This window comes from Streptomyces sp. NPDC047061 (assembly GCF_040643955.1).
Lineage (GTDB): Bacteria > Actinomycetota > Actinomycetes > Streptomycetales > Streptomycetaceae > Streptomyces.
On sequence record NZ_JBEYVI010000039.1, the window covers coordinates 54,268 to 66,008 of the forward strand.

The window sequence follows — 11,741 nt, forward strand, 5'->3', positions numbered from 1 at the left end:
GACATCGGCAGGACGGGGTGGAGCGGGAGAAGTTCGACCCGGGTCGTGTGAGGGCGGTCACACGCGCCGCGGCCACGGCGCGTGTGGCCTCGCCCCGGTTCCGGCGCCGATGCCGTTCAGTACCGGCCGCCCACCGTCCGCGCGGCCAGCCCGTCCAGTGTGGCGGCCTCGTCGGCGGTCAGCTCGATGCCGGCGGCGGCCACGTTCTGCTCCAGCCACTTCACCCGCTTCGTCCCCGGGATCGGCACCACGGGCACCCCGAGGTGTGCACCCCGGGCCCGCACCCAGGCCAGCGCCAGCTGTGCCGGGGTCACGCCCTTGGCCTGCGCCAGGGTGCGGACGGCGTCCGCGATCACGTCGTTGTCCGTCGTCCGGAACCGGGGCAGCCGCCGCCGCGCGTCACTCGCCGGCAGCGCGGTCACGTCGACCGTGCCGGTCAGGAAGCCCCGGCCGAGCGGCGAGTACGCCACCAGGGCCACGCCCAGCTCGCGCAGGGCGTCCCCGACGGTCGTCTCCAGGTCCCGGGACCAGATCGAGTACTCGCTCTGCACCGCCGTGACCGGGTGCACGGCATGGGCGCGCCGCAGCAGTTCGCCGTTCACCTCGGAGAGGCCGATGTGCCGGATCTTGCCCTCCTTCACCAGCTCCGCCATGGCGCCGACGGACTCCTCGATCTCGGCGTTCTGCGGCGGCCGGTGCAGGTAGTAGAGGTCGATGTGGTCGACGCCGAGCCGCAGCAGGGAGGCGTCGCAGGCGCGCCTGATGTAGCCGGGGTCGCCGCGCAGCGCCCAGGCGTCGCCGCCCATGCGGTCGATGCCGGTCTTCGTGGCGAGCTGGACCTCGTCCCGCCGGCCCGCGACGGCCCGGCCCACCAGCACCTCGTTGTGCCCGAAGGCGTAGGCGTCGGCGGTGTCGATGAGGGTGACCCCGAGGTCGAGGGCCCGGTGGACGGTGGCGATCGCGTCGTTCCAGCTGGTCGGGCCGTAGCCCTCGCTCATGCCCATGCAGCCGAGACCCTGGGCGGAGGTGGTGAGGTCACCGAGAGAAACCGTGTCCACGGCATGACTCCGTTCGATGTGCGCAGTGGTTACGATGACTGATACCGGAGGATCCTCCGGTAGTCGGAACATTAACGGAGGATCCTCCGGTAAGCAGGTGGGCAGGATGCCCGGTACGGTGACCGGCCTGGAGGGGAGTACGGCATGAACGAACAGGGACCCGCACGGCCCGTGCGCGCCCACGCCCGCCGCAACCGCGAGAAGCTGGTGGCGGCGGCGCTGGAGGAGTTCACGCGCACCGGCAAGGACGCGCCGCTGGACGCCATCGCCAGGGCGGCCGGGGTCGGTATCGGCACCCTCTACCGGCACTTCCCGAGCCGGGAGTCACTGGTCCTCGCGGCGTACGAGCACGAAGTCGACCAGCTGTGCGCCGACGCGGCGGACCTCCTCGCGACCCTCCCGCCGGACCGGGCGCTGCGCGAGTTCATGGGCCGGCTGGCGGGCCTGCTCGTCACGAAGCAGCACATGTCCCAGGCGCTGCGCTCGGGCGGGGCGGAGGAGTCGTACTCGAAGGTCTACGACACCATCGACACCCTCTTCACCGCGGGTGTCGCGGCCGGGACGCTCCGGGTCGACATGGAGACGGCCGACGTGGTCCGGGCCATGGGCGGCCTGCTGCGGCTGGACGTGGCCGGCGACTGGAAGGGGCAGGCCGACCGCCAGATCAGGCTCCTGATGGACGGCCTGTACACAGGAGCTCCGGCCCGCGCCGAAGGGCACGAGCCGGAGCGGTAGTTCGGGGAGGGGTCAGTCCGCGGACCGCACCGTCGGCATGGCGAGCGCGACCGGACCGGTCTTGCAGGAGTCGTGGCAGTCCTTCTCCAGGCTGCAGCACAGCGAGCAGATCGCCCCCGAGTGGAACGGGCAGTTCGCCACGTCCGGCCGCTCGAAGTCGGTCGCGCACACCGTGCACGTCAGCGTGACCGCCGACGGCAGCCCGTCCGCGTCCAGCAGCGGCTCCGCGAGGTCGTCGACGCGGGCGATGTAGTACTTCCCCTTGGTCAGCACCGCGAACAGCGGCGAGAGCGCCATCGCCAGGAACAGCGCGATGAACGGCGAGTACGCCTTGCCGTACTCCCCGAACGCGTTGAAGTAGGCGGCGATCGAGACCGCCGACGCGATCAGCATCGAGCCGAAGCCGACCGGGTTGAAGTTGTGCAGATGGGCCCGCTTGAACTCGATGTACGACGGGCTGAGCTTCAGCGGCTTGTTGATGACCAGGTCGGCGACGACCGCGCCGATCCAGGCGATCGCCACGTTGGAGTAGAAGCCGAGGACGGTGTTGAGGAACCCGAAGACGCCGCCCTCCATCAGGGCCAGCGCGATGCCGACGTTGAGGAAGATGTAGACCACGCGCCCGGGGTGACGGTGTGTCAGCCGGGAGAAGAAGTTCGACCAGGACAGCGAACCGGAGTACGCGTTCGTCGAGTTGATCTTTATCTGGGAGAGGATCACGAAGAACGTGGCCAGGCCCAGGGCGACGGGCGCGGCGAACGTCTTGAAGCCGGACACGTACTGCTGGATCGGCTCGTTGGCCTTGGCCAGGCCCACGCTTTTGGCGATGTAGAAGGCGAGGAACGCGCCGCCGATCTGCTTCGCCGCACCGAGCACCACCCAGCCGGGGCCGGCGGACAGCACCGCACCCCACCACTTCTTGCTGTTCTCGGGCGTCTTGTCCGGCATGAAGCGCAGGTAGTCGACCTGCTCACCGATCTGCGCGATCAGCGACAGCGCCACACCGGCGCCCGCGCCCACCCCGAGCATGCTGATGCTCGACCCGGTGGGCGAGTTGCCCGCGAAGTGCGTGAACTCCGAGAACCTGCCCGGCTCCTGGATCGCGATGGACACGAACGGCGCGACCATCAGCACCAGCCAGACCGGCTGCGTCCACACCTGCATCTTCGACAGCGCGGTCATGCCGTAGATCACCAGCGGCAGGATGATGAGGGAGCAGATCAGGTAGCCGACGGCGAGCGGGATGTGCAGGCCCAGCTCCAGGGCCTGCGCCATGATCGAGCCTTCGAGGGCGAAGAAGATGAAGGTGAAGCTGGCGTAGATGACCGAGGTCAGCGTCGAACCGAGGTAGCCGAAGCCCGCGCCCCGGGTCAGCAGGTCCATGTCGATGGAGTACTTGGCCGAGTAGTACGAGATCGGGATCCCGGTGAGGAAGATGACCACGGCCGCGGTCAGGATCGCCACCATCGCGCTGGAGAAGCCGTTGGAGATGGCGATCGAACCGCCGATGGCGAAGTCCGCGAGATATGCGATGCCGCCCAGCGCGGTGGTGGCCACCACGTAGGGGGTCCAGCGGCGGAAGGACTTCGGCGCGTACCGCAGCGAGTAGTCCTCCAGCGTGTCGTTCTGCGCCCAGTCGTTGTACGTCCGTTTGCCGTCCGTGCCGCTGCCCGTGTCGCCGTCCGTCCCGCCGTCCGCCACGGCCGGTGGCGCCTCTTTGCCGACGATCTCCGTCACGATCTTCCCTCTCTCGTCCCCGGTCGTTTGCACGGAAGAGTCGCGGCGCGCTGTTTCCCGAACGTTTCACCTGCTTTAAAAGACAAAGCTTGATACTTCCCATGGGAAGTATCGGCAAGTGCCGGGCGCCACCTCAGAGTTGGGCGACGACGTGGAAGTCGAAGGCGTCCGCCCGCGCCAGGTACAGCCGTTGGGCGAGATGGTTGCCGTGCAGCCGTACGACGCCCCGCGGACCCTCGTACGACACCGCGTCCCCGACCGCGCACATCGCCCGTACGTCCATCGACCGCGCCCGCTCGGCCAGGGCCGCCAGCAGCCGTACCCCCTCGAAGCAGGACTCGCCCAGGCTCCCCATCACCGGGGCGTGCACCCCGAACCGGGCCGCGTGGCGGGCGCCGAAGTCGAGGCTCTCGGCGGTCGCGAGGGTCTCGAAGAAACCGGCCGCCGCCCAGAGCCCGTCGGTGCCGTCCGCGCCGGTGGCCAGCAGGATGTTCTCGTCCATGTGGGTGCTGAGCCGCAGGCACCGCTGGTGCAGCCCGTAGCCGGCGAACGCCCGGTTGAAGCGGGCCGCGTCCGCGCCGACCAGCAGCATCAGCACCGCGTCCGCCTCGCACTGCTCGATCCGGCGCAGCACCGGACCGAACTCCTCCGTCCCCAGCGGCACGAACACCTCGTCCCGCACCCGCCCGCCGCACTCCCGCGCGTATGCCCGTGCCGTGCGGGCGGTCACCCGGGGCCACACGTAGTCGTTGCCCACCGTGCACCAGCGCCGCACCCCGGCCGCCTCCGCCAGCACCCGCATCGCGGGCAGCAGTTGGGCCACATCGGTCTCACCGGTCAGGAAGACGCCGGGAGTCCGCTCGCCGCCCTCGTACTGCGCGGTGTACACGTACGGCACCCGGCCCGCGACCCGGGGCAGCAGCGCCTGCCGTACCGCCGAGGTGTGCCAGCCCACCACCCCGTCCACGGCACCCAGCGAGACCAGCGCCCCGACCTCGGCCGCCACCCGGGCCGGCGGCGCCCCGCCGTCCACCGTGACCAGCCGGACCTCCCGGCCCAGCATCCCGCCCGCGGCGTTCAGTTCCTCCACGGCCAGCCGCGCGGCCGACTCGCACGACGGCCCGAGGACCCCCGCCGGCCCCTGCAACGGCACGACCAGGGCGAGGAGCAGCGTGCCGCTCCCGTCGTGCGGCGGCGCCGGACGCATCGGACACCTCCGTGCGGGCATGGGGAACGCGGATTCCGGTCCCGGGCCCCGGCGCCCTCGCCAAGACTCGTATTCTGCGCGCACAGTAGACCTACCGGAAGGACACCGGCAATGCCGTCCGTACCCTCCTCGCCGGACCTCGCCCACCTCCTCAGCCATGCCGAGCGGCGGGTGGTGCGGCGGCTGGCCGCGGTGCTGGCCGAGGAGGACTGCACGGTCGAGGAGTGGCGCGTCCTGTCGATCGTCGGGGACGGCCAGGGGCACCCGATGTCGGAGATCGCCGACCACGCCCTGATGCCGGCGCCGAGCCTGACCAAGCTCGTCGACCGCATGGTCGCGGACAACCTGGTCCACCGCCGCCCCGACCCCCACGACCGCCGTCGGGTGCTGCTCCACCTCACCCCGCGCGGCGAGGACCTCCACCGGCGCGCCGCCCGGCGCGTCCGCGCGGACCAGGCCCGCCTGCTCGACGAGACGGCCGACGGGGGAGCCCTGGCCCACCTGCTCCTCCGGCTCACGGCGGCGGCCGGGACCCCGCTCGCGGCGATCGCCGCCGACGCCCCGCACCCGGCCGCCGCCGACGTCCCCCATCCGGCCGCCGCGGACGCCCCGCACACCGCCGCCCGGCACACTTCCGGTTGACCGGTGTGCGGGCGGTCAGATCTGCCCGCTGCGGATCGCGTAGGCGACCGCGTGGGCGCGGTTGCGCAGCCGGTGCCGCTTGATCATTCCGTAGAGCACGTTCTTGATGGTCCGCTCCGAGTAGCCGAGCTTGTCTCCGATGTGCTGCAACTCATCTCCCTCGGCGACCAGTTGCAGCACCTCCGCCTCCCGCAGGGTGAGCCCGCCGGGGGTCAGGCCAAGGGGTGCGAGCACCTCGTGGTGGGTCCTCGTCACCTGGTCCATCAACTGGCCCTGCAGCGCCGCGGGCAGGTCGCCGTGACCGGCCCGCACCCCCTGCACCGCCTCGCCGAACCGCTCCCAGGTGAACGCCGGGCGGAACAGCACCGCGCGCACACCCGCCTCCAGCGCGGCGTAGGGATCCACCGACCACTCGCCGTCCACGATCACGACGAGTCGGGCGCCGTCCGCGGCGCCCCGGCGCAGTTGCGTCAGCGTGCGGGCATCGGGGGTGGGCAGGGCCGCGACGACGATGTCGGCGGGGGCGTCCCGGCCGGACAGCGCCAGGCCTGGCTGCCGTCGGAGGTAACTCACCAGGGCGGACCGGGTGATGGGGTCGGCGGCGTGGACCGCCAGCCGGGCCGCGTCGCCGGGGACCGGGTGCGGACGGGTGGCACCGCGCGGGGTGGCGCCTGCCATCTGGGTCTCCTCTCCGGTGTCCGGCGTTGAATTGCAGAACAGTTCTCGACGGGCTCGATTCTTCTCAACGATATCCGGGGCTTGTCAAGCCTCTCCCGGGCGTGGCGTCCTTGCGTGCGCAATAATTTCGTCAATTGCCGGAGGGGGGAACCGGTGCTCGGGGCGAGCGTCCTGAATCGCTCGGCGCTTCGTGAAACGTCAGGTGGTGTACCGGACTTGACATACATCGGGGAGCGACTGAAGATTCATTCATGCCGTGGCCGGCGTCGAGAAGACCGGAAAGACACGTCAATTACTTCGGTGTCCCGCATTTCCACCGAAACGCACGGCGCGATACCCGCGGGGTCACCAGCCGGTGAACAGCAGGTGGTTCAGCAGCAGTCCGAGCGCCGCCTGGGCCGTGAGCCAGGCGCGCGGCCGGGGCAGGAGGGCACAGGCCGGCAGCAGCCACATCGCGAACGGCAGCCAGATGCGTTCCGTCTCCGCCTTGCTCATCCCGGACAGGTCCGCGATCAGCAGGGCCAGCAGGGCGGTGCCCGCGAGGAAGGCGAGGCGGGTCCGCGCGGACGGCGCGCTGCGGCGGTGGATCAGCACGGATCCCGCCCGCCGCAGCCCGGCCACCGTGGCCGGACCCGTGATGACCACCGTGCAGGCCAGGTTGGCCCACACCCAGTAGCCGTACGGCCGGGTCCCGCCGACGCCCTGGTAGTAGCGGGTGACCAGCAGCCGGTACCCCTGCCACCAGTCGAACCCGGCGAGCGTGAACACGAGCGGGACGACCGCCGCCCCGGCCACCAGCAGGGCGAGGACGACCGGCCGGGCCCGGACCCGGTGCCGCCCGAGCACCAGCACGGCCGCCCCGATCAGCGCGAAGAGCGTCAGGCCGTACGAGAGATAGCAGGTCAGGCCATACAGCAGGCCCGCGCCCGCCGCCCAGGCCACCGACCGGCCGGTCACCGCGAGCGCCAGCAGGGCCACCGCCCAGGCGGCGACCGCCGCGAAGTACCCGTCGGCCGAGGCGCCCACCCACACCGCCGCCGGCGCCATCACCAGGAAGGGCGCGGCCCGCCGGGCGAGCCGCTCGTCGGCCAGGGCCCGCACCGCGACCAGCACGGCGACACAGGCCGTCGACCCGACGGTGATGCACCAGGCGCCCGCCCAGCCCCCGCCGCCCAGCCCGATCCGGTCCAGGAGGACGAAGGTGAGCGTGGCCGCCGGCGGATGTCCGGCGATGTGGGCCGGCCAGGGGTCCGGGGTGCCGCTGACGATGTGGTGGGTGAAGTCCCGCAGGGTCGCCGGGATGTCGTGGAAGCGGCCGATGACCGTGAGGTACTCGTTGTGGGCGGTGAGCCGGCCGGCCACGCCCCGCTGCCAGCCGTCCACCAGCGCCAGCGCCCACGTCCAGGCCAGACAGGCACCCCAGGCCGCGCCGAGCAGCCCGCGCCAGGGCAGCCGTGCGGCGAGGTTCGGCCCGTACGCCACCACGGCGGCCGCGACCAGCAGGGCGGCCGGGGTGCCCGGGCCCACGTGCGGATCCCAGTCGGCGAACAGCGGCGGCCAGTGCACGAACAGCACGCGGTAGGCGTCCTGGAGGTGCCTGCCGACGAGTACGGCGACGAGGACGAGCAGGGCGGCGCCGAGGACGGCGAGCAGATCGGCGTACCGATCACGGAGCGGAGCGCGGGTCACACCGGAACGCTAGGTCGGTGACCGCGCGAGAGCGTGGATCAAGCGGCTGACGTCAGACTTTCGTCATGGGTCGCGCACCCTTTCCGGGGGTTTCCCCGGCCTACGGTCGAACCATGCGACCCGACGACCCACGGCTTCCCACCGCACCCGGCTTCTGGCGCAGCCCGCTGCGCGGCACCTGGTTCACCTCGGTGCTCGGCCTGGTGCTGCTCGCCGGCATCACCGTGCTGTTCGTGACGGGACTGCTGTCGTACGCCGCGTACAACCCGGACCTGGCCCCGGTGAACGACCAGACCCCGGACAAGGGCATCCTCGGCTTCTACCTCTTCTCCTGGCCGACCGACCCGTACTGGCTCTACCGGGTCACCCAGGGCCTGCACGTCACCCTCGGCATCGCCCTGATCCCGGTGCTGCTCGCCAAGCTGTGGTCGGTGGTGCCGAAGCTGTTCACACTGCCCCCGGCCCGCTCGCTCGCCCACGCCCTGGAGCGGATCTCGCTGCTGCTCCTGGTCGGCGGCGGTCTCTTCGAGTTCACGACCGGAGTCCTCAACGTCCAGCTCGACTACCTCTTCCCCGGCTCCTTCTACCCCCTGCACTTCTACGGCGCCTGGGTGTTCTTTGCCGCGTTCCTCGCGCATGCCGCCCTGAAGACCCCGGCGGCACTCCGGGCCGTTCGCCGACGACGCCTGGACGAAGGGGAGTTGGCGGCACCCCGGCCGGACCCGTCCACCGTCTCGCGGCGCGGGGCGCTGTGGTTCGTGGGCGGCGCGTCCCTGCTGCTGCTCGTCACGACGGCCGGGCAGAGCATCGGCGGCGCGCTGCGGCGCACCGCCCTGCTCGCACCGCACGGCGGGGCCGACCCCGGCAGCGGACCGAACGGCTTCCAGATCAACAAGACGGCCGCCTACGCCGGGATCGACGCGAAGGAGACGGGGGAGGAGGCGTGGCAGCTCGTCGTCACGGGCCGGGGCGGCAGAACGGTCCGCCTCAGCCGCGCCCGGCTTCTCGAACTACCCCAGCACAGCGCCGCGTTGCCCATCGCCTGCGTCGAGGGCTGGTCGACCGCCGACCAGTGGTGGCGCGGGGTGCGGCTGCGCGACCTCGCCGCGCTCGTCGGCTACGACGGCGACCCGCCGGACGTGTTCGTCGAGTCGATCCAGCGGCACGGCGCCTTCCGCCGCGCGGCCCTGCGCGCCAACCAGGTCGCCGACCCGCGCTCCCTGCTCGCCCTCCAGGTGAACGGCGAGGACCTGTCCTCCGACCACGGCTACCCGGCGCGCGTGATCGTGCCCGCCGCACCCGGTGTCCTCAACACCAAGTGGGTGGCCCGGATGACCTTCGGAGACCTGTGATGCGCCCGAGTCTGCGTCCGAATCTGCATGCCAGCCTGCGCCCGGCAGTCGGCAGCCCCTTCCAGATCCTCCTGCTGGCCTGCTCGTTCGCGCTGGCCGGCTACGCCGGCGTACGGCTGCTCTCCGGCGACTGGCTCGGCGTGGCGCTGTGGGTGGCCGGGGCGGCGCTGCTGCACGACCTCGTCCTGCTGCCGCTGTACGCGCTGGCCGACCGGGCGGTGGTCCGGGGGCTGGGCGCCGCCGGCCGCAGGGAGTGGGCGATGTACGTCCGGGTCCCGGCCGCGCTCTCCGCGCTGCTCCTGCTGGTGTGGTTCCCGCTGATCAGCGGGGCGGTGGCCGGCCACTACCGGTCGGCCACCGGCCAGTCCGCGGACGGCTTCCTGGCCCGCTGGCTGCTGATCACCGCCGTACTCTTCGGCGGCTCGGCGCTGCTGCTGGCGCGTCGGCTGCGCAGGGCGACGAAGCGGCGCCCGCCGGCCACCCACTGAGCCTCCCGCTCCCAGCCCCGCGCGTACCGCAGCAGGGCCGGGGTGCCGAGCCGCGCCCACAGGAAGGGGGCGCCGACCGCCTCCTGGGCGTCGGTGAGGTGGACGTCGACGCGTTCGTCGACGTCCGCCTCGGTCGTCTCGGCGATCAACAGCCCACCGGGGGCGAGGAGCCGGGCCACCCGGCCGAGCAGGGCGTGCGGGTCGCCGCCGATGCCGACGTTGCCGTCCATGAGCAGGACGGTGCCCCAGCGGCCCTCGCCGGGCAGCGGCTCGAAGACCGAGCGGCGCAGGGCCTGCCCGCCGAGCCGCACGGCATGGTCGACGGCGGCCGCGCTGACGTCGATGCCGAGGACGGTACGGCCCCGGGCGGCCAGTTCGGCGACCAGCCGCCCGGGGCCGCAGCCCACGTCCAGGACCGCACCCTCGCAGCGGTCGAGGACCGCGCGGTCGACCGGGTCGGCCCGCGCGCACCAGCGCTCCACGTCCAGGGGCAGCAGCCAGCCGTCGGTGCGGCGCAGGAACAGCGGGCCGTGCCCGGCGTCCAGGGCGGCGGCGTAGGGGTCGGGGCCGGTCCAGGGGACGGCCGGCGAGGTGGTCATCGGCGGCCCGTTCCGCCGTGTGCCATGCACCGGGCCAGCAGCGCGGCGAAACGGCCGTGCGGGGCGAGGGCGGCGACGGCGGCCGCGTCGGCCGCGGTGTCCACGTCCCGCAGCCGCGGCAGGTCGCGCACGCGCAGCCCGGCGGCGACGAGCCGCCGCCGCTGGACGGCGCCGGTCTCCGCCGTGGACATCGGTACCCCGAGCAGCAGGGCCGGGTCCGGGTCGGCCAGCCCCAGCGCCCAGAACCCGCCGTCCTCGGCGGGCCCGAAGTACGCGTCGCACTCCGCGAAGTCCACGGTGAGCAGGGCCGGGGTGACCTGGGGGGTGTCCATGCCGATGAGGAGGGCCGGGCCGGAGCAGTGCGCGAAGGCGTCGGCGAGCCGCTCGTCCAGCCCGCCGGCGCACTGCGGGACGACGTCGAAGCCGGGCGGCAGCCAGGGGCCGGGGGTGCCGTCGAGGGCGAGGACGCGGCGGGTGGCGGGGGCCGCGGCCACGGCGTCCAGGGTGTCGGCGAGGGACGCCTCGGCGAGAGCGGCGGCCTGCTCGGGGGAGAAGGGCGGGGTGAGCCGGGTCTTGACCCTGCCGGGGCGGGGTTCCTTGGCGATGACGAGGAGGGTGGTCATGGGGGTTCCTTGGGGGTGCGGGTGGGGGGTGGTGCGGGGGTGGGGACGCTCACCGGCGCTGGCCGGGTGCCGCCGCGCCCACCCGTGCCGCCCTGCGGCACGCCTGCCCGCGGCTGAGTTTTTTAGGGGCGCGGGGAACTGCGCGATCAGCCCCCACCGGCCCGCACCCGAGGTCGCTCCTGCAGCACCCGGCTCATGTCCCGCACCGCCTGCCACGTGCCGCGCCAGGTCCCCGTCACCTTGGACGTGCCGGTGCGCGGCAGGTACGCGACATCGTGTTCGGCGATCCGCCACCCCGCGTCCGCCGCCCGCACCACCATCTGCAACGGATACCCACTGCGCCGGTCGTCGAGGTCCAGCCCGAGCAGCGCCTCGCGGCGAGCGGCCCGCAGCGGGCCGAGGTCGTGCAGCCGCAGCCCCGTACGGCGCCGCAGCATCCGCGCCAGCGCCAGATTCCCCGCACGGGCATGCGCGGGCCACGCGCCCCGCCCCTGCGGACGCCGCCGGCCCAGCACCAGGTCCGCCTCGCCGTCCAGGACTTCGCGCACGAACGGCACGAGGAGTCCCGGGTCCAGCGAGGCGTCGCAGTCGCAGAAGCAGACGACGTCGGCGGTGGCGGCGGTCAGCCCCGCGTGGCACGCCGCGCCGAAGCCGCGCCGCGCCTCGTGGACGACGGTCGCCCCGTGCGCCCGGGCGATGTCCGCCGAGCCGTCGGTGGAGCCGTTGTCCACCACGAGGGCCCGCCAGCCCGCCGGGATCCGGCCGAGCACCCACGGCAGGGCCGCCGCCTCGTTCAGGCAGGGGAGGACGACGTCCACGTCCGTCGCCGGGAAAGCCGCCGGGAAAGGGGAAGAAGGTGAGGTGGTCACGGCTTCACCCTACGAACGCGAACCGGGCATACCGGGCCCCGACTGCTTACGAAACGCGGACGTC

The 11,741-nt window shown here is 72.8% G+C and carries 11 protein-coding genes and 1 pseudogene; 4 read left to right on the forward strand and 8 right to left on the reverse strand.

The genetic code is table 11. From position 1 onward, the window contains the following. Positions 1 to 116 precede the first annotated feature (116 nt). Entirely contained in the window at positions 117 to 1,004 is an 888-nt protein-coding gene (locus tag ABZ887_RS39520) for an aldo/keto reductase (RefSeq protein WP_361301210.1), read from the reverse strand. A gap of 198 nt (positions 1,005 to 1,202) precedes the next feature. On the opposite strand from ABZ887_RS39520, the gene ABZ887_RS39525 reads away from it, so the two are divergent. Continuing rightward, entirely contained in the window at positions 1,203 to 1,793 is a 591-nt protein-coding gene (locus tag ABZ887_RS39525; protein WP_361301082.1) for a TetR/AcrR family transcriptional regulator, read from the forward strand. Between the two features lie 12 nt (positions 1,794 to 1,805). On the opposite strand, the gene ABZ887_RS39530 is transcribed toward ABZ887_RS39525, so the two are convergent. Beyond that, positions 1,806 to 3,530 (reverse strand): hypothetical protein, encoded by a 1,725-nt coding sequence (locus tag ABZ887_RS39530; RefSeq protein ID WP_361301085.1) that lies wholly within the window; start codon positions 3,528 to 3,530, stop codon positions 1,806 to 1,808. 133 nt (positions 3,531 to 3,663) lie between these two features. Further along, on the reverse strand, positions 3,664 to 4,737 hold the full coding sequence (locus ABZ887_RS39535; protein WP_361301088.1) for a substrate-binding domain-containing protein: 1,074 nt from the start codon (positions 4,735 to 4,737) through the stop codon (positions 3,664 to 3,666). 111 nt (positions 4,738 to 4,848) lie between these two features. On the opposite strand from ABZ887_RS39535, the gene ABZ887_RS39540 reads away from it, so the two are divergent. Beyond that, a complete protein-coding gene (locus ABZ887_RS39540; RefSeq protein WP_361301091.1) occupies positions 4,849 to 5,379 on the forward strand; it encodes a MarR family transcriptional regulator in 531 nt (176 codons plus the stop codon). A gap of 15 nt (positions 5,380 to 5,394) precedes the next feature. On the opposite strand, the gene ABZ887_RS39545 is transcribed toward ABZ887_RS39540, so the two are convergent. Further along, positions 5,395 to 6,057, reverse strand: a complete 663-nt coding sequence (locus ABZ887_RS39545) for a LuxR C-terminal-related transcriptional regulator (RefSeq protein ID WP_361301094.1) — start codon at positions 6,055 to 6,057, stop codon at positions 5,395 to 5,397. 345 nt (positions 6,058 to 6,402) lie between these two features. Beyond that, on the reverse strand, positions 6,403 to 7,746 hold the full coding sequence (locus ABZ887_RS39550; RefSeq protein WP_361301097.1) for a hypothetical protein: 1,344 nt from the start codon (positions 7,744 to 7,746) through the stop codon (positions 6,403 to 6,405). 113 nt (positions 7,747 to 7,859) lie between these two features. Here ABZ887_RS39550 and ABZ887_RS39555 point away from each other — a divergent pair, with 113 nt between their 5' ends. Both ABZ887_RS39555 and ABZ887_RS39560 read left to right on the forward strand, forming a co-directional pair. After that, entirely contained in the window at positions 7,860 to 9,098 is a 1,239-nt protein-coding gene (locus ABZ887_RS39555) for a molybdopterin-dependent oxidoreductase (RefSeq protein ID WP_361301100.1), read from the forward strand. Next, positions 9,098 to 9,586, forward strand: coding sequence for a hypothetical protein (locus ABZ887_RS39560; protein WP_361301103.1), 489 nt, complete (start codon positions 9,098 to 9,100; stop codon positions 9,584 to 9,586). The genes ABZ887_RS39555 and ABZ887_RS39560 overlap by 1 nt, the downstream gene beginning before the upstream one ends. Positions 9,587 to 9,756: 170 nt before the next feature. Here ABZ887_RS39560 and ABZ887_RS39565 read toward each other — a convergent pair. The 3 genes and pseudogenes from ABZ887_RS39565 to ABZ887_RS39575 form a co-directional block, all read right to left on the reverse strand. Then, positions 9,757 to 10,185: pseudogene (locus ABZ887_RS39565) on the reverse strand (class I SAM-dependent methyltransferase); the annotation flags it as partial. Next, complete coding sequence (locus tag ABZ887_RS39570) at positions 10,182 to 10,808, reverse strand: DUF2064 domain-containing protein (protein WP_361301106.1); 627 nt, start codon at positions 10,806 to 10,808, stop codon at positions 10,182 to 10,184. The gene ABZ887_RS39570 and the pseudogene ABZ887_RS39565, both read right to left, overlap by 4 nt. 146 nt (positions 10,809 to 10,954) lie before the next feature. Continuing rightward, entirely contained in the window at positions 10,955 to 11,677 is a 723-nt protein-coding gene (locus ABZ887_RS39575; protein ID WP_361301109.1) for a glycosyltransferase family 2 protein, read from the reverse strand. Positions 11,678 to 11,741 lie beyond the last annotated feature (64 nt).

What these genes read in the sequence shown, in the direction of transcription:
- ABZ887_RS39545 (WP_361301094.1), bottom strand. Translation starts at nt 6,057, where the DNA reads ATGGCAGGCGCCACCCCGCGCGGTGCCACCCGTCCGCACCCGGTCCCC.
- ABZ887_RS39540 (WP_361301091.1), top strand. Translation starts at nt 4,849, where the DNA reads ATGCCGTCCGTACCCTCCTCGCCGGACCTCGCCCACCTCCTCAGCCAT.
- ABZ887_RS39555 (WP_361301100.1), top strand. Translation starts at nt 7,860, where the DNA reads ATGCGACCCGACGACCCACGGCTTCCCACCGCACCCGGCTTCTGGCGC.
- ABZ887_RS39520 (WP_361301210.1), bottom strand. Translation starts at nt 1,004, where the DNA reads ATGGGCATGAGCGAGGGCTACGGCCCGACCAGCTGGAACGACGCGATC.
- ABZ887_RS39535 (WP_361301088.1), bottom strand. Translation starts at nt 4,737, where the DNA reads ATGCGTCCGGCGCCGCCGCACGACGGGAGCGGCACGCTGCTCCTCGCC.
- ABZ887_RS39570 (WP_361301106.1), bottom strand. Translation starts at nt 10,808, where the DNA reads ATGACCACCCTCCTCGTCATCGCCAAGGAACCCCGCCCCGGCAGGGTC.
- ABZ887_RS39525 (WP_361301082.1), top strand. Translation starts at nt 1,203, where the DNA reads ATGAACGAACAGGGACCCGCACGGCCCGTGCGCGCCCACGCCCGCCGC.
- ABZ887_RS39560 (WP_361301103.1), top strand. Translation starts at nt 9,098, where the DNA reads ATGCGCCCGAGTCTGCGTCCGAATCTGCATGCCAGCCTGCGCCCGGCA.